The sequence below is a fragment of the Chroococcidiopsis cubana SAG 39.79 genome, from assembly GCF_003991895.1.
GTDB classification, from domain to species: Bacteria; Cyanobacteriota; Cyanobacteriia; order Cyanobacteriales; family Chroococcidiopsidaceae; genus Chroococcidiopsis; species Chroococcidiopsis thermalis.
In genome coordinates this window covers 99,039-115,187 of record NZ_RSCK01000003.1, presented here as the reverse complement: position 1 = coordinate 115,187, position 16,149 = coordinate 99,039, and the positions used below count along the sequence as shown (strand labels likewise).

The 16,149-nt window shown below is 41.1% G+C and carries 17 protein-coding genes; 14 read left to right on the top strand and 3 right to left on the bottom strand.

Annotated elements, in window-relative coordinates; all coding sequences use genetic code 11:
• Position 1 precedes the first annotated feature (1 nt).
• The gene (locus DSM107010_RS03120; RefSeq protein ID WP_106166019.1) at positions 2–904 is read left to right on the top strand and encodes a hypothetical protein; all 903 of its coding nucleotides are present in this window, start codon (positions 2–4) and stop codon (positions 902–904) included.
• Here the strand turns inward: DSM107010_RS03120 and DSM107010_RS03115 are convergent.
• Positions 881–1,633 carry a TSUP family transporter gene (locus tag DSM107010_RS03115; RefSeq protein ID WP_106166043.1) on the bottom strand — a complete coding sequence of 251 codons (753 nt, stop codon included), beginning with the start codon at positions 1,631–1,633 and terminating at the stop codon, positions 881–883. The two genes, DSM107010_RS03120 and DSM107010_RS03115, sit on opposite strands and share 24 nt — an antisense overlap.
• Before the next feature lie 390 nt (positions 1,634–2,023).
• On the opposite strand from DSM107010_RS03115, the gene DSM107010_RS03110 reads away from it, so the two are divergent.
• The 4 genes from DSM107010_RS03110 to DSM107010_RS03095 all read left to right on the top strand — a co-directional run bounded on the left by DSM107010_RS03110 (position 2,024) and on the right by DSM107010_RS03095 (position 5,516).
• Complete coding sequence (locus tag DSM107010_RS03110) at positions 2,024–2,635, top strand: cysteine dioxygenase (RefSeq protein ID WP_106166020.1); 612 nt, start codon at positions 2,024–2,026, stop codon at positions 2,633–2,635.
• 132 nt (positions 2,636–2,767) lie between these two features.
• Positions 2,768–3,466, top strand: coding sequence for a hypothetical protein (locus DSM107010_RS03105; RefSeq protein ID WP_106166021.1), 699 nt, complete (start codon positions 2,768–2,770; stop codon positions 3,464–3,466).
• A 374-nt stretch (positions 3,467–3,840) separates the two neighbouring features.
• Complete coding sequence (locus tag DSM107010_RS03100; protein WP_106166022.1) at positions 3,841–4,641, top strand: 2OG-Fe dioxygenase family protein; 801 nt, start codon at positions 3,841–3,843, stop codon at positions 4,639–4,641.
• Between the two features lie 125 nt (positions 4,642–4,766).
• Positions 4,767–5,516 (top strand): RNA ligase family protein, encoded by a 750-nt coding sequence (locus tag DSM107010_RS03095; protein ID WP_127022326.1) that lies wholly within the window; start codon positions 4,767–4,769, stop codon positions 5,514–5,516.
• Positions 5,517–5,536: 20 nt separating this feature from the next.
• Here the strand turns inward: DSM107010_RS03095 and DSM107010_RS03090 are convergent, their stop codons facing one another.
• Positions 5,537–6,598, bottom strand: a complete 1,062-nt coding sequence (locus tag DSM107010_RS03090) for an IS4 family transposase (RefSeq protein WP_106166024.1) — start codon at positions 6,596–6,598, stop codon at positions 5,537–5,539.
• A 266-nt stretch (positions 6,599–6,864) separates the two neighbouring features.
• Between DSM107010_RS03090 and DSM107010_RS03085 the strand changes: the two genes are divergently transcribed.
• From DSM107010_RS03085 to DSM107010_RS03070, 4 genes are all read left to right on the top strand, one after another.
• Complete coding sequence (locus DSM107010_RS03085; protein ID WP_127022324.1) at positions 6,865–7,122, top strand: hypothetical protein; 258 nt, start codon at positions 6,865–6,867, stop codon at positions 7,120–7,122.
• 193 nt (positions 7,123–7,315) lie between these two features.
• A complete protein-coding gene (locus DSM107010_RS03080) occupies positions 7,316–8,158 on the top strand; it encodes a glycosyltransferase family 2 protein (protein ID WP_106166026.1) in 843 nt (280 codons plus the stop codon).
• Between the two features lie 51 nt (positions 8,159–8,209).
• Positions 8,210–9,394, top strand: coding sequence for a glycosyltransferase family 4 protein (locus DSM107010_RS03075; protein WP_106166027.1), 1,185 nt, complete (start codon positions 8,210–8,212; stop codon positions 9,392–9,394).
• 68 nt (positions 9,395–9,462) lie between these two features.
• Complete coding sequence (locus tag DSM107010_RS03070; protein ID WP_106166028.1) at positions 9,463–10,290, top strand: MHYT domain-containing protein; 828 nt, start codon at positions 9,463–9,465, stop codon at positions 10,288–10,290.
• A gap of 26 nt (positions 10,291–10,316) precedes the next feature.
• Here DSM107010_RS03070 and DSM107010_RS03065 read toward each other — a convergent pair whose 3' ends face one another.
• Positions 10,317–11,081 (bottom strand): hypothetical protein, encoded by a 765-nt coding sequence (locus DSM107010_RS03065; protein ID WP_106166029.1) that lies wholly within the window; start codon positions 11,079–11,081, stop codon positions 10,317–10,319.
• 72 nt (positions 11,082–11,153) lie between these two features.
• Between DSM107010_RS03065 and DSM107010_RS03060 the strand changes: the two genes are divergently transcribed.
• The 5 genes from DSM107010_RS03060 to DSM107010_RS37975 all read left to right on the top strand — a co-directional run bounded on the left by DSM107010_RS03060 (position 11,154) and on the right by DSM107010_RS37975 (position 15,882).
• Positions 11,154–12,506, top strand: coding sequence for a tetratricopeptide repeat protein (locus DSM107010_RS03060; RefSeq protein ID WP_106166030.1), 1,353 nt, complete (start codon positions 11,154–11,156; stop codon positions 12,504–12,506).
• A 196-nt stretch (positions 12,507–12,702) separates the two neighbouring features.
• Positions 12,703–13,377, top strand: a complete 675-nt coding sequence (locus DSM107010_RS03055) for a nuclear transport factor 2 family protein (protein ID WP_106166044.1) — start codon at positions 12,703–12,705, stop codon at positions 13,375–13,377.
• A gap of 300 nt (positions 13,378–13,677) precedes the next feature.
• Positions 13,678–15,012: an efflux RND transporter periplasmic adaptor subunit gene (locus tag DSM107010_RS03050; RefSeq protein WP_106166031.1), complete on the top strand. Its 1,335-nt coding sequence runs from the start codon at positions 13,678–13,680 to the stop codon at positions 15,010–15,012.
• Positions 15,013–15,031: 19 nt separating this feature from the next.
• Positions 15,032–15,460, top strand: a complete 429-nt coding sequence (locus DSM107010_RS42820; RefSeq protein WP_106166032.1) for an STAS domain-containing protein — start codon at positions 15,032–15,034, stop codon at positions 15,458–15,460.
• Positions 15,382–15,882, top strand: a complete 501-nt coding sequence (locus tag DSM107010_RS37975) for a hypothetical protein (RefSeq protein ID WP_146138607.1) — start codon at positions 15,382–15,384, stop codon at positions 15,880–15,882. The genes DSM107010_RS42820 and DSM107010_RS37975 overlap by 79 nt, the downstream gene beginning before the upstream one ends.
• The last annotated feature ends 267 nt before the right edge of the window (positions 15,883–16,149 follow it).

Sequence of the window (16,149 nt, the reverse complement as noted above, 5' to 3'; positions counted from 1 at the left end):
CGTGCCAAAAATAGAAAGTTTTACACAACCCCAAGCAGCAGCGGTTGAAATTTTTGAGCAATTGACTCTAGACGAGGAGCGGGAACGTCATAGACTGGAATTGCGTGTAGAAAGAGCATTTTTTGAAGCGGGAGTAGCTCTGAGGGAACTGAGAGAACAAAGGCTATATAGAAGTACTCATCGGACTTTTGAGGAATATTGCTATGCCCGCTTTGGATATACTCGCCGCCGCCCCTACCAGCTGATTGAAGCGGCAATCGTCTTTGAAAATTTGTGTACCAATGGTACACAAAATAGTGAAACTAACGATCTGTGTACCATTGGTACACAAGATCGCGCACCGATCGTGGAAAGACAAGTTTTACCGACTAGCGAGCGCCAGATACGGGATTTGGTTAACTTGGAACCAGAACAACAACGGCAAGTATGGCAACAAGCTGTAACACAAGCTGAAGGTAAAGTTCCCACGGGTCGCATTGTTAGAAGTGTAGTAGAACAAATTAAACACAAGTCTGTCCATTTAGCTTCTGACTACTGTTTTGAAGGCGAAGTTTTTTTCTTACAACGACTGGTGGGAGACGAAAAAAAATATAATGGCTGCTGGGCGATCGCCATTGAGGTAGAAAACCGCTTCACTGTAAAAGCAGCAGTATACAATGGAACTTTGGAAGTGAAACAGGAAAATATGAAACCAATTGATTTGCAACCAACTCAAACAAAGATCGCAGAAACTTACAAGCGCATCACGCGATTGCAACAGATTGGTTCGCTCGATCGAGAAGCAAATTACGTTTTGGAGGGAATAGCTAAGCAATCTAACCTAACAGAAGTTGGAGAAAAATTACTGATCTGCTTGGAGGAGCATTACGTGAGCGAGCGACTATCTAAAAACCAAGAGTTTTAGGGTAATTGCTAAAGATGTTGCAACAAGGCAGGGGCGTACTAACTTTGCTCCTTTAGCGATCACCAACCTGGCTCCCACGTATCCGCCTAAGACTTGTCCCATGCCCATAAGCAACCCCAAAATCCAGATCGTCTTGCCGCCCAAGATAAAAAATAAAACAGAAGCGCAATTGCTTGCCAAATTCATGACTTTGGTATTAGCGGTAGCTTTGGTCGCGTTGTAACCCAGAAGGGTAACGAATGCGATCGCGAAGAACGAACCAGTACCTGGTCCGAAGAAACCGTCGTAAAAACCGATTCCTATGCCAGCAGTAAGTGCAAATGCAAGCTGGCTGACACGCTGACGGGCATCGCTATCGCTGAGTGAAGGAGAAAATAATATATAAATAGCTGCGGCAATTAACAAAAAAGGAACTACCCGCGATAGAAAAGTGGGGTTTATCAGCTGTACTACCACTGCACCGAGGGCAGCACCGACAAAAGTACAAGCTACGACGAGCCAGGATTTGGTGATGTCAACTCGCTCTTGGCGAAAAAAGTGGAACGAACTTGAAGCCGTGCCGAAAATGCTCTGGAGCTTGTTAGTAGCTAACGCGTTAGCAGGGCTGACACCTACTGATAAAAGCGCGGGAAGGGTGAGCATTCCTCCACCACCCGCGATCGTATCGATAATTCCCGCCGCAAAACTAGTAGCCACCAAGCCAGCCAAGGTGAAATTAGAAATTTCCATAAAACTTTTGGCAATTGCCATCCCATTACGTTGTAACATCAATGCTCGTATACTAATACATTGAAATTGTTAACTTTTTTGAGTTACTAAAAATTTCTCGAAACTGCTCAAGGTTATTTAAATTAATTTACATACTACATCCCGAACGGACTTGTTTTTTAGATTCAAAGTTGATACTCTATACCAAGTTACTGTTTAGTGCTATCTCTTGAATAAAGTTTGATTCACACATATATAGATAGCATCTGCATTCAAATTTCTAGTTATAAGTAAAGTATCTTTAACACGGTTACTTATAACTTTATCGAATTGCTCTAATTTTTCTTGCCGAGCTAGAAGTTAAGCTAGCTCTTAACTGGGCTTGACGGTGCATTTACTTTCAGGATAAATATGAATAAAACCCTGTCTTTGTCTGAAAAGCTGGAGGAATGCTTTGGTTGTCTAAGCGAACCTTCAATTGGGCAACTGAAAAAAGCTGTAGATACGTTCGATGTTGAAATAGAGGAGTTGATACCATATCTGGAAAATCCAGAAGAGCGTCCTTATGGGAGAAAATTGTTATACAAGTCAGAAGCATTGGAAGTTTTGGTAATGAACTGGGCGCACAACCAACCTAGCGCTCCTCACGATCACGGTAAATCTTTTGGTTGGGTAAAAATTGTTAGTGGATATTCGCTGAATATGCTTTATCAGCCTAACAAGAATGGTGTGCCTGTTTGTGCCAAAACTTTCGTTCAACAACCAGGTAGTATTTTCTTCGCTCCTCAAGGCGAAATCCACGCCATGCAAAACCTAAACTTATTTGCCGAACCGCTAATTTCACTTCATTTTTACGCTCCGCCGATCTCGCAGATGAAAGTTTACGATCTCATTGAGTTGAGAGGAGGTGTAGTGAGCGACGATTGTGGAGCTTGGTGGGATAAAGAGAAATTGCTAAAAGAATTTGAGATTATTACTTCTCCAGACTTTCAATATAGCGATCCTTACCCTTTCTTAAAATGAAAGGTAAAATAACAGTATTCAATACACTAACGTTCGTTCACATACGATCGTATAAATATGTGAGTCTTATTCCACTGCGAAAAGCGGTTAAAGTGACGGGACTACACCCTAACACCTTCTTATATTAAATGAATGAATGATTCAGATAGTATTCCTGAAGAAACAGCACTAGAAATTTTTGCTCTTGCCGCTCGTTTGCATGAGGAAAACAATCGCGGCTACTCTTTATCTGAGTTACAGCAAATTGCAGCAGAAGCTGGTATTTCGCCAGAATGTGTAGAGCGAGCAGTTCGAGAAACACAATCGAGGCAGATTTCACAAGACGATTGCCAAAAAACTGCAAAACCTCAAGTCCCTTGGTTGAAGGGTATTCATGCTACAACTTCAGGACTGTTATTGTTTCTTTGCCTAGCACCCATACTGTGGGATATCAGCCATACATTTTACCTAGCTATAAGCCGAGATATCGATCCAGATAACAATCTGGAACAATTGCAACAGAAAAATTCAGACTTAAAAAAAACTTTCATTTTAAACAATCTTAAGCGCGAGGAAATACGACGAATGAAAGCCCAGATCGAAGCACTACAAACGCAAATAGACGCAGCCGAGCGCAGTTATGATATTTATGTTGCATCTCTTCCGCAACAAACTAGTCGCTGGAATCAATCTCAAAAGGTAAAAAATAATCGCTTAGTTGCCAATCTTAATGGATTGCAAGCCGAACGCTATCGCTTAATTATAGAACTGCGGCAACAAAAAACTGCTTCACCTCAAGCAGTAAATTTTGAAATTGAGAATTTTATTAAGCAACTTAAGCAACTAAATTAAAAAACCATGTCGCTAAAAAAACTTTCTGGCGCTACTCGACCTTTACAGTATTAGTATTCTTTTTAGCTGGAGCTGCTAGCAGTTGCTACTACGATGTTAGTGCTGATAGTTCGGACAATCCGACTACTGCCAAACAACAAAAATACTACACTCAGAAAATACTAGTTACTTAATTGAAAAACTCAATTCAACCGTGCGGATTTCGGTCGATATCACAATTGAGATTTTCTACAACAGGCAAGATTTCAGGATTTACCAGTTTTTCGACCAAAAACGATTCAATGCGAACGATAGTCGCTGCAATGCAAATTTTAAACAATTACTCGATGCAGCAAAGGAGAAATTCAGACTACAGCTAAAAGAGGTATCTATTCATGCGAACTCAGTTTTTAAGATCGGATTACTTCACTCACTCTGGCGTGTCTTTGTCTGGGAAGAACTTGATAAACGAACAGTTAACTAGTGATGGTTTTTCTTGGATATCGGGCAAGCAATATTGCCTGACCGATATCATGCAAGACAGCTGGTGCGAAATGGGAAGCGCTTGGGATAGGCTCGTTAGCGATCGCTATCTCAGCGATGGCGGCAGCTATCGCGAACGAAGGATGGGAAAATATCATTTCTTTCCTTGGCGCGATTGCTTGGAAAAGCAAGATGTAGAAGGTATTTACTACCAGGCTACTTCCATCAATACCACGAACGGCGGCGTGAAACGCAGGTCTGGTCCGCTTGAAGAGTCTTTTGCTAATAACCTGTTCCTGCACAACCTGATCCGACTATATTATACCCTATTACCCGTACCAGATGAGTGGCACGAGCAAAGCTGGTTGGTATACGTGCATCCCTTTCGGATTTTAGCCGCTCCAAACATGGTAGGCTACCCAACGCCAGAGGGGATTCATAGAGACGGTCATCTCTTTACCGTTCAAGTTTTTGTTCGTAAAGAAAATGTAGTGGAAGACAGTGCTGAAAGCCAAATTTGGTCTGAAGATGAACGCAGTCTATTATTTGCAAAAACCTTTGGGTATCCGCTAGATACGCTCATCATCAATGATGAACGAGTGAAGCACTGCGTGTCTCCCTTATTTGCTAGCGGTAGCAGTCGTGGCACGCGAGATATTTTTACAATTAATTTCAATCTTTTAAGTAACAATTCACCAACAAAAATGTATTGATAGTAAGCAAATTAACGTTTGCATTAATTTCTTTAGAAATTTGAGTTTTGCTAATGTTCGATAGTGGCTTATTAGTTGTATATTTGCTTTCTACTAGTTAGTGAATTAAGGAGAATAAATTTGCAATGTCTTCTAAAAAACAACTACTTGGCATTAGAAACTACGGTTCTATCGGTCACTTACCAGGTAGCAGAATGGGTAAGGGCGATCATAAGTGCGATAGCGGACAAGCCAAAATTGCGACTGTCAAGATCCGAGATAAGCACGACCGCGTAATCGTTCAAGAGAAACTAGATGGAGGGAATGTAGGAGTCGCGCTAATAGATGGTATACTTTACCCACTCACGCGCTCCGGTTATCTTGCCAGCGAATCGACATTAGAGCAGCACTGGCGTTTCAGCGAGTGGGTATACAGTCAGCAAGATAGATTTATGGCTGTTTTGAAAGAGGGAGAACGAATTTGCGGTGAATGGTTGCTCCAGGCGCATGGAACTCGCTACTACCTTCAGCACGAACCATTTGTTGCTTTCGACCTGATGGATGGTAATACCCGAACTCCTCATGCAGAATTTTTGCAGCGATTGAAGCCAGGAGCATTTGTAACTCCTAAAGTTATTCATGAAGGCGAAGCTTTAAGCATTCAGAGGGCAATGGAACTACTAAACGTTTATGGCTTCCACGGAGCGATCGACCCGATAGAAGGGGCAGTCTGGCGAGTCGAGCGAAACAAAGAAACAGGAATAAAAGGAAAACGTCAGTGGGTTGTCAATTTTGTAGTCAAGTACGTCAGAGCTGGAAAAATTGATGGATACTATCTACCTTTTATTAGTCAACAACCTCCCATTTGGAACACATGTAACTTATCTTCTCTATAAATTTTTTCTATGACTCAAATCTAAGTACAGGACAAAAATTGTAAAATATCCAAGAACTCATCCATTTTCTGCTCCAGATTGAGAACAATGTTTCGTAAATGGTCAAAGCCATAGCGAAAAATGCTCTTAGCTCTACGTCCATGCTTTTTAATAGTGAGTGGTTTGAGTTGGTGTAACCATTCACCGGTCAGAATGACCCAACATAAGGCTAACGAGAGCAGTGCCAGAAGCTTACTCAAACGCTCGGAGTCGGTGAGATGGGTAGATTCCAAACAAAAACCACGAGTTTTAAAAATGCCGAAAAGTGTTTCAATTCCCCATCGTTTAGCGTAATCAAAGATGGCAGATTTGGGTGCGGTTTGAGTAGCAATGACTAGTAAGGAATCATCCTCTAATCGTAACGCTGCAATGTATACCCAATGTCCCCAGAGTTGTCTTTTATGGCGTAGAACTTTATGCTGTCCTACCTGTAAATCCTGAAATAGGACACTGACTTTGAGACTCTGACGACCGTGCCTAAGTCTATGATTTTCACGAAGGCGAATGCGAAACGGGGTGAGCGGATCGCTAAGTAGGTAGCCAAACCAATCTTTGCCAACGAATTCTCTATCTGCGGTGAGGCATGCAATTTCACGCTCCCCAAAGCGCTCTAGAAACTGGTTAAACAGTTTCATGCGTTCAGTGCTATTGGAATTGCCTCGCTTGTCAAGTAAACACCATACTACAGGAAAAGCCACACCTTCATGCACGACTCCCAGCATCAGGATATTGAAGACACAATCTCCAAACTGCCATTCGGTACGGTCAATTGAAAGCACCCACGGCTCGGGAATTGCTATCAAACTAATCACCGCTTGAGCAATCTCGGCATAATCCATTTCGTAGTGACGAAAAAATCGCTGTAACCGTTTGTAATGAGAATCCGTTTGCGCCTTGCCACTAAAGCCTGTTGCCAACTCCGTAAAGTTGACTGTTTTGACCCGCAGCAGTGCAATTAAAAATGCAGCGACAAAGCTCAGTCTTGCTCCATGCCAAGCTAAGTGTGGTCGCAAAGCTTCTCGAAGTAGAGTAACCTGATTCATTAGGTTTCATGGTTAAAGAATGTGGTAATTCTCATGAAACCCTTTCCTCTTAACCATTTGCAAGCTTTTGTCCTGTACTGAGGACTCAAATACAAAATATAGTGGTTACTCTTTCGTTAATATCGTCGATACTCTCTTTTTTGTATCTATCTATTGACGAAATAGCTTTAATACTAGAGCGAATGCTATTAGCAACATTTGTAATGATTGTTTTCGCATATATTCATCAATACATTCATCAATTTTCTTTTAATTCAAGAACTTCGATGTTTGCGAAAGTAAAAATTGGAGCAATATTTGGCTTTGCTTTAGGTACGGTAGGAATGGCAATAGTTCGATCTGGAACGTTCAAAGTGATTTGTCAGTTATTACACGTATCGCACGAACAACTACAAACGTCAGTAATGATTGACTTACTGATGATACCCACTCTACCCGTGTTTTTAGCAGTGCTGGCGACTGTAACAGGGCTTTTTGGTTCGATATTGGTAGGAATCGCTTATACCGCAACTTTTGAAGGTTGAAACAAAGGCTGAGAAGTATGCAGATTGTCGCTTTGTAGCAAGAAATTACACTCGTCCTACTCAAGAGAAATATTGAAGCTCCTCTAATCTCGATTGAACAATGCATTGGGCGAGATACAAAGAGTGGGTTGAGGAACTTCAGTACGGAATTCTTTCATCTTTGCCATCGAGTAAACGACAGAGGAGCAGATTCATGAAATCTATAAAAAGTCTACCAACACCTGTATCTCCATTTTTGAGTCACTCGGTCACAATTGTCATTCCTTGCTTGAACGAGGAAGGCAATTTGGAAAAGCTTTTTCAAACACTCCACCAAACTTTCCAAAATCTCGAATTTACCTTGCCAGTACTATTAATCGATGATGGTAGTACGGATAATACCCCTCAAGTCCTGTCGCGTTTATGCGCTCAATACCCCTACTTAAAAACGATCCGCCATCCTCACAAACAAGGAGTAACGAGAGTTTGGAAAACCGCGATCGCCCACGTCAATACAGAATGGATATTCTGGGGACAAGCCGATCTAGAGTCTGATTTTCAAACTGACGTACCTTTATTACTAGAAGCTTGTACGTCAGGCGTTGACGGCGTTGCTGGATGGCGACAGCAGCGGGGTGATGGTAAAGTCATGGCTTCCAAATTTGCCAATCTTGCCTGTCGAATGTTTTTTGGTTTGAAAATTCACGATATGAACTGGATCAAGCTCGTGCGTCGCGATATTCTCGCTGAAATACCCTTCAATATCGTTACTCATCGTTACCTCTTGGCAATTTTGGCAGGTTGGGGATATAATATTACAGAAGTTCTTACGCCTTGGCATCCCAGATTTTCTGGCAAAAGCAAATTTGGTCGCGGACGACTGATGACATCGGCAATAAGTTTTCTGAGAGCTTTGTGCTGGTTTCATGTCGAGCGGCAGCTTTACCAACCTCACTTGTATATTTCAGCTGCTTTCAAAGCGATTTGCGTTGGGTTCCGTGCAGGTAGAGAGGCTTTTGAGTTGCAAGTTCAGCGCGATCGTCTAGCAAATTATTGACCGAATAGCGAGTGGTTTTGACTCTCTGTCGATCCTTGTTTCCAGTTCCTAATGAATAAACGCATTATCGTTATTAGTTCTGTCTATCCTCAAAATGCAGAAAGTAATCACGGAGCCTTTGTGCGAGAAGTAATTTTACGCTGTCAATCTGCGGAAACGACATTCTTAGTTTTTGCTCCAGCCTATGAAGGTAGTCAAAGCTACGTGCTAGATGGCATAAAAGTTTATCGCTTTCGTTATTGTTTCAAGCGGTTTGAAAATCTCGTCCGCGATGGAGCGCCGACTAAGTTGCAAAAACAGCCGCTTTATTTACTAGTCGCGGCTGTTTACATTTTTCTAGGAACAATTCAATTATTTCGAGCCTGCTGTAAAGAGAAACCTGATTTACTCCACGTCAATTGGGTTTTTCCGCACGGATTGATGGCATTCCCAGCTAGTAAGATTCTTGGCATTCCAATGGTGTTCAGTTTTCACGGAGCCGAACTTTTACTGGCAAATAAATTCCGCTTTGTCTCGTTAATTCTGCGCTGGCTTACGCCTCATGCAAACAGCGTCACTGCCAATTCTTCTTTCACATTAGGATTGGTACGGAAAATTTATTCTGGCGCAGTTACTGTAATTCCTTACGGTTTGACGATTGAAGCAAAACCACCCAAACAACGTCCAGAAGGGGCAATTCCTCAATTACTTTTTGTTGGCAGACTGGACGAACGGAAAGGATTGCGATATCTATTGGAAGCTTTGACGCTGATTTTAAAACAGCAGCCTGTGTGCTTAAGAGTGATTGGTAAGGGAATCCTAGAGACAGAGATTAAATCTCAGTGTCAAGATATGGGCTTAGATAAAGTGGTAGAATTCCTCGGTTTTGTCAGTAAAGCAGAATTAGCAGATGCATATGCTTCCTGCGATGTCTTTGTTTTGCCTGCCATTGTAGACAGCAAAGGCGATACTGAAGGACTAGGGATTGTCACGATCGAAGCCTTAGCACATGAAAAGCCTGTAATTGCCAGTGCAGTTGGTGGCATTGGCGATGTCATCCGTTCTGGAGTTACGGGTCTATTAGTACCCCAAAAAGATCCGGAAACGCTAGCAGCAGCCATCTTAAAAGTGCTGAGCGATCGCAATCTAGCTCAACAATTAGGACAGCAGGGCTTACAAGATGTTCAAGTCCGGTTTGGCTGGTCGCGGATCGTTCCTCTGTGGCAAGAGGTATTTAGCTCCGCTTTGACCAATTGAAACGGCGATCGCTACTCGACTGAAAACTAAAAAGTTTAGTCTTTCCCCTCAAGCTTAACTAAAAAACTATGAACAACATTCAAGGGACATACGACCTTCACCTAATTTTAATCGCGCTTGTTGCAGGAGTATTTGCTTCATATACTGCATTTAGCTTATTACCTTTATCAATTCAAAATCGAGATCGACAACGCAAGCTATGGTTAATTCTTAGTTCAATCAGCTTGGGTTTGGGAATTTGGACGCTACACTTTATTTCAATGATTGCTTTTTCTCTTCCAGTTCGGACTAAGTACAATGCGTTATTTACAATTATGTCGATTGGTCCAGCAATTTTTGCTTCGGGACAAGCCTTTTTCTTAGTTGTAGAAGCAGAAGATCCGACGAAAGCTAGCGTAATTAAAACTTCTCTATGTTCGGTTTTAGTTGGACTTGGAATCGCTACGATGCACTATGTAGGTATGGCGGCTATGCAGACAGGAGCAACAATTCACTATAACTGGTTTTTGTTCTTAGTTTCTATTATTGTGGGAATTGCTGTATCGCATTTAGCAATTTTACTACTGTTATGGTTGCAAAGAGTTCCCTCCTCATCGCAAAGAATAGCTAATTTTATTAGTGCTATCGTTCTGACAATAGGAGTTGGTTTTATGCACTTTACAGGTATGAGTGCAACTAATTTTATAACTGAAAAATCTTCACAACACTTTCCAGCAGTTTTCTTAAGCGACACGCTACTAAGTCTTATAGCATTTAGCATTGCTATTTTTTTTATGGGTACGGGATTACTTCTTTTATTTACTTCTATTGAAGATTATAAAACGAAGCCCAACATTAACTCGGTTAAAAACGATGCAAACGGTAAACTCTCGTCAAGTTCGAGATATTTAGATTAAAACTGTTCTGAGAGGATAAAATTGATTCAATGCCGCATTTGAGCTGAAGGCGTACTTTCAGATTTAGGTACGGATAAAAAAGGTAAAAAAAGCAGTCCATATAGTAAGGCAATAAATACTACGATTGGTAAAATGACTGTAAAGTTCTCTTTGCAAACTATCGATCCTATAACAGAATAAATATTCTGCACTTCTAAAGGATTGTTAAAGATTTTGTCGGAATAAATATCTTTAATAGACGTATATTTATGACAGTCGAGATTGAAAGCTATTTTAGTAGGCGATTGCGGTGTAAAAAAATGTAAAAGTTGCTCGGACTTTAGGTTAGTGTAGCAAACGTTACGAATATCTTGAGGAATGTCAACTCCATTGCTTGTAGAAACGGAAATAAATGAAGCGTCTAATAAAATGCTATTTAAACTTTCTGGTTTCACGCTTCTAACTACCTTTTGTAGCGGTCCTTTTTCTAAAAGTGTTATTATTTCTTCAAGAAGGGGCTGTTCTAGAAGATCGTTTACGTAGTAGATTAGAAAGTATGGAACGTGTTTTCTGCCCTGATCGTCGTTGCATTCATTGTACAACCAGCCAAAAAGCGTTTCATGTCTATTAATTTGGTGAAGATATACTGCTGTAAATCCTTCTGGCGGAGGTTGATAAGCGTCCCAGTAGCGATCGATTATTTCGTTTTTAATAGTCCTTTCTAAACTTAGAGGAAAGCCTTTGCTATACGCTGAAGTAAAACCTACATCGTCAAAAGAAGTATATATAAGTTGTTCGACGTTTGATAGCATAAAATTCAATGATTAAACGGCACTTTCATTTTAGCAAACTAATAGAATAGCTTTATCCAACAACATAAAGTCATGGCTTCTCACCTCCTTACTACTCCCACAAAAAAAACTAATTGCTACCGAATACTAAGTTTAGGTCAACGGGGAGTTGGCAAAACAGTATTTTTGGCAGGAGCTTATTTAGATCTACGAGACTCCGTAGAAGAAATCAAAGTAGATAGCCTCGATTCAGTAACGGAACAAAATGTCTTAAAATTGCTAGGGCATATTAGAGAGACGGGAGACTATCCTCCGCCCTCCGTTAAAATTAGCAACTTCAATTTTGCTCTGAAAATGTCAGTCAATCAGCGTAAAAAAGTTTTGTATAATTTTTCTTGGAGCGACGTACCAGGAGAGATTTGCGAACCAGATAACGAACACTTTCAGGAGTTGGTGTTGAATTCTCACGGCTGCTGTGCTTTTTTCGACGCTCTCGCTCTCGTAACTGAGTCTAATTATACCGATCGCGTCCGCTCGATTATGAAGCAGCTACTAGCCATTGCTTCTCTGACAGCTAAAAATGGTATCTTCTATCCGATTTCTTTAGTTTTTACAAAGTGCGACCTATTGGGAACTCCTCCTACAAATATTTTGCGTTTGGAGCAACATTTAGGCGCTATTACCGACCCGCTCGATACTACAGGAGTAATATACAAAACGTTTTACTCTGCCGTGCAAATTGTCAAGCAAGACGAACACAGTAGAGTTGTTTCTAGAGGCGGCGCAGGAGCAGCGGTGTATTGGTTGACGCAGGAATTACTCAACATCAGTCAACGAGGCGAAACTAGGCGACTTGCTTCGCAGTTACACTCTTTGTCTTTTCCGTCGTTGAGAACTTACGCTGCCTCTAACACTATGTTAAAGGCAAAGCTAATAAATTCTAAAATTTTTGCTTTAGTCGGACTTTTGGCGTTCGTCTCTCTAGCATCCTGGTTCGGAATTACTTGGTACGAACGCCAGGTAGCAAATTCTCCAGATACCCTGACCGCTCGTTCTATCGAGCAGTATAGGGGAATCCTCCGCGCTCAACCAGAAAACACCGACGCTCTCATAAATTTAGCTAATCTACTGATCCAACAAGCAGAATATAGTGGCGCTATAGAACTGATGCAACGGCTAGTAAAAATACAGCCTCAAGAGATAGAATGGCAGATGAATCTGGCTCGGCTTTATGCAGTCACGCAACAACCAAAAGAAGCCCAAAAAATTTACGATAGCATATTGAATCGTGACGGCAACAACGTAGACGCTTTACAAGAAAAAGCTATACTACTAGCATCTACCAATAAAGCAGAAGCGAAAGAGCTGGCGACAAAAGCGATGCGATACGCTTCGCCAGCAGCAAAGCCAAAAATTTCGCAATTGTTAAATAGCCTATCAAATTAGTATTAGTTGATAGTTTTTCTTGCATTGTAGATTTTTTATGATATCTTGATCTTCATGTGCCAATCGCTCGACACTGAAAACTTGTCTGACTCAGGCAGTCGATGTAAGAAATTTGACTACTGAATAACGGTTGTAATTGCATCGACAAAAATTTCTCGGTTAGTTTGTGTTTGCTAGCAAAAAATTGGAGAAAACAATGACAGATAAAGAATATATCTCGCTAGGCGTTCATAATCGTGCCGCAGTCCTCAATTTAGATAACGAATCTCGGTCTTGGCGTTACGGTGAAAAACCAGACTATACGAAAAGTGAAGAGCGGTTGGCTCAACGCAGCCAATATAACCATACTGAGGGGTCGCTAGCAGCGATCGCGCAAAACTTAGTAAGAGTGTTCGAGATGGAAGCCTCGTTTAAGGAAAATTCAGCTGAATGGCTTTCGGTCGTCCAAAGTAAGTTTGTCATGCAGACGAATAACGGACGCGCCTACACCGCTCAAGAAATCGCGAAAGTGGGAACTTACAATACGTTTTTACTCAAGAGCGAACATTACGACCCAGATGGAGAAGATTTTGAATCATCGGCAGAAGTATTCCACACTGCTTTTCCAGAAGGTTTTTTATGGGAGTTAGTGGAAGTATATTCGGGTCCTCCTGCTGTTACATTTAAGTGGCGACATTGGGGCGAGTTTACAGGATCGTTTAAAGGTCGTGCTGCTACGGGCGAGACGATTGAGATTGTAGGAGTTTCGGTTGCTCATGTCAACGATCGCTTACAGATTGAGAGATTGGAACATTACTTCGATAATTCCAAGTTTTTGCAAGGACTAACAGCTGGATGTCCGTTTCACAATAACGGCGGAGCAACGCAGTAATTTCCATCGCTCTATGCTAAACCTGACTTCATTTTTGGAGTCAGGCATTTATACCAGCTTCGAGCGAAAACTTTTTCTAGACCGAATAGAGTATTAGGTTAGCTCTCCTCTTGTCAGGTCATCTACAAACAATCGAGACTGCTGTTGCAAGTCCAGAGCGATCGCCGTGAGTTATTAATTTAACTGAGATCGTACCGCTCGATCTTTAAGTGCTACCTCGACAATTCCAATAGAAGTCGATTTCCTGTTTTCTTCTCAGTAAAAATCGCGGGCGATCGTTCAAAAGCAGAACCGCTTTGTATGTATCAAAATCGTAGCCCAACTCCTCTTTTTCGGATCTTTCTCAGTACGCTAATTGTCGTTCCTCTGGGTGTTATGGGAATTCTTGCCGTAACCGTGCTTTTACCTGCTCTGAGGAATCCCGAATCCAAATTCTACTCTTCTAAAATAGGCTATCCAGCACTACAACGATTGAATGGCAAACCGATCGCCGTCCAGACAGCGCCAGTGACGTTGGGCAATTTGCAGGAAGCGACCGCAGCTCCAGGGGAATCCGTTGCCCTACAGCAGGTAGAAGTACGCCCTTTGGTATCTGGAACTGTAGAAAACACCTTGGTTGTAGAAGGACAACAAGTTAGGAAAGGGCAACCGCTGGTTCAGATCCAGCAACTTCCTTTTCAGCTAGCCGTTGATGCCGCACGTAAGAATCTAGCCATTGCTTCTATTAACTTTCATACGGAAAAAGAGACTGTACCAGCACGAGTAACAGTATTGGAAGGCAACATCAAAGCCGCCCGTAGAAGGTTGGCAATTTCTCAAAGCGAGGCTAAGTTACTCGATACCTTAGCCAGAGACGGGGCGATTAGCAAGATGCAGCTCTACAACCAACGGGCATTGTATGCAGAGCGACAAAACGATCTGATTGCTGCTCAGCAAGCATTAATAGTCACTCAAAGCAACTTACGCAAGCAGATGGTAACTGCCCGCCTCCAGATGCAGATAAATCGAATAGAGTTACAAACTACTTTGAAAAATCTCAACTATGCTACAGTTCGCGCTAGCGAATCTGGTTTAGTCAGCCAAGTTGCCGTTACAAGTGGAGAAATTGCAGATCTGACAAAACCAGTCGTTACATTGAGTGCAAATACAGTATTTGAAGGCTACGTCGATCAGGCACGGATCGGTGCTGTTAAAATCGGCGATCGCGCTAGAGTGCGCCTATTAGCATACCCAGGTCGTAGCTACCAAGGTAAAGTGATACGCCTCAATCCCACGGTTCGGTCGCAACAGAGTAGTTTTGCTAAAGTTGGAGCCGACCACCAGTATACTTACTCCGTATGGGTAAAGCTCGATGATTTAACAATGCCACCAGGCTTACAAGGTTACGTCGAGTTTACCCCCAGTCGAACGGTCGCGACCGTTCCAGAAAGCGCAGTCACGCATTTATCTGCTGGCGAAGGTATAGTGGTTATCGCCCGCTCGAACCGAGCGGCTATCAGAAGAGTGAAATTAGGCAGAATACGCGATAACAAACGCGAAATAATAGGAGGGCTGAAAGTAGGGGAACGAGTTATTATCAATCCCAAGGCACTAAAATCTGGAGACCTGTTAAGAGCGTTGCCTGAAGAAAAATAAGTTTAGTTTTGCGATTACTATGCATTTTATAGCTACTACAACAGTCAAACATGCAACTACACAACTCGATCGTATTTTTATAATTCACCCTGTAAACTGCTTAAATTACAATAATGCCTTAAATCTACAACAAACTTTTACGGAAGTTTTGTCATTCTCCCCAACTTTATGCATTATAGATTTATCGAAAGTATATTTTGCAGATAGCTCTGCATTATTCCAGGCGATCGCCGTGTATAAAAATGCCAAACAACAAAAATGTCGCTTAGTTTTTTGTTGTTTGCAGCCTTCAATCAAACTTATGCTAGAAATTACTCAGCTCGATCGAGTATTTGAAATATTTGATAGCCTAGAAGATGTGTTAAAACAATGTACAAAAATAAAGAGCGCTACTTTTCTCCTCAAGAAGTCGAAGCAATTTTCCAACGTGCTTCTCGACTTTCTCTGAATTTACCTGAAGATTACGTATCTTATTCGCAACTAATATCAATTGCTGAGGAAATAGGTATTTCTAGTCTAGCTATAAATGTGGCAATTTTAGATAGTCAGTCCGCACTCAGAAATAGTAATCCGGCTCCTACTTTAACTCGCATAGAAAGCTCAAACTATGAAGTATTTGCTTTAAGTTGGCTTAAAACTATTCTTAGAATTTTAACTTTCACTATTTTTATAACATTATCTTGGAAATTAATTCTATCTTCGTTCGAGTTACTTCAGCAGCACATTACAATTTTTTTACAGCCTATTTCCTCTACTTCATCTCTTAATATAAATAACATTGCACTTGCAATATTTTATTATCTTGGTGTTATTATTATTGCTGTAAGTAAATTTTTTTTACAGCTTCTTTTTATTACTATTTTTAACTGACATACCTATTTTATTATTAATAACTCTATTAATTACTTATTTAGCATCAAAAAAAATAATTATAACAGTGTCTTTATTTTATATTTGCTTGGTTGTATTGGTTCGATCTTCTTGTGTTACGTAGGAATATTATTAACAATAGTTCATTAAGCGTATGCTAAATACAAAATTTTTGATTTAAAAAAACTTGCATTAATAAGATAGAAATTTATGCAACAACAATTTTTCATTAAATGAATCAAATTTCTTAACAAAATCTAGATTTAA

Bases quoted from the DNA above. Each gene is read 5' to 3' on its own strand.
- DSM107010_RS03110 (WP_106166020.1), top strand. From the start codon at position 2,024: ATGAATAAAACCCTGTCTTTGTCTGAAAAGCTGGAGGAATGCTTTGGT.
- DSM107010_RS03050 (WP_106166031.1), top strand. From the start codon at position 13,678: ATGTATCAAAATCGTAGCCCAACTCCTCTTTTTCGGATCTTTCTCAGT.
- DSM107010_RS03090 (WP_106166024.1), bottom strand. From the start codon at position 6,598: ATGAATCAGGTTACTCTACTTCGAGAAGCTTTGCGACCACACTTAGCT.
- DSM107010_RS03055 (WP_106166044.1), top strand. From the start codon at position 12,703: ATGACAGATAAAGAATATATCTCGCTAGGCGTTCATAATCGTGCCGCA.
- DSM107010_RS03065 (WP_106166029.1), bottom strand. From the start codon at position 11,081: ATGCTATCAAACGTCGAACAACTTATATATACTTCTTTTGACGATGTA.
- DSM107010_RS03080 (WP_106166026.1), top strand. From the start codon at position 7,316: ATGAAATCTATAAAAAGTCTACCAACACCTGTATCTCCATTTTTGAGT.
- DSM107010_RS03075 (WP_106166027.1), top strand. From the start codon at position 8,210: ATGAATAAACGCATTATCGTTATTAGTTCTGTCTATCCTCAAAATGCA.
- DSM107010_RS03100 (WP_106166022.1), top strand. From the start codon at position 3,841: ATGCGAACTCAGTTTTTAAGATCGGATTACTTCACTCACTCTGGCGTG.
- DSM107010_RS03115 (WP_106166043.1), bottom strand. From the start codon at position 1,633: ATGGAAATTTCTAATTTCACCTTGGCTGGCTTGGTGGCTACTAGTTTT.
- DSM107010_RS03070 (WP_106166028.1), top strand. From the start codon at position 9,463: ATGAACAACATTCAAGGGACATACGACCTTCACCTAATTTTAATCGCG.
- DSM107010_RS03060 (WP_106166030.1), top strand. From the start codon at position 11,154: ATGGCTTCTCACCTCCTTACTACTCCCACAAAAAAAACTAATTGCTAC.
- DSM107010_RS03085 (WP_127022324.1), top strand. From the start codon at position 6,865: ATGTTTGCGAAAGTAAAAATTGGAGCAATATTTGGCTTTGCTTTAGGT.
- DSM107010_RS03105 (WP_106166021.1), top strand. From the start codon at position 2,768: ATGAATGATTCAGATAGTATTCCTGAAGAAACAGCACTAGAAATTTTT.
- DSM107010_RS37975 (WP_146138607.1), top strand. From the start codon at position 15,382: ATGTACAAAAATAAAGAGCGCTACTTTTCTCCTCAAGAAGTCGAAGCA.
- DSM107010_RS42820 (WP_106166032.1), top strand. From the start codon at position 15,032: ATGCATTTTATAGCTACTACAACAGTCAAACATGCAACTACACAACTC.
- DSM107010_RS03095 (WP_127022326.1), top strand. From the start codon at position 4,767: ATGTCTTCTAAAAAACAACTACTTGGCATTAGAAACTACGGTTCTATC.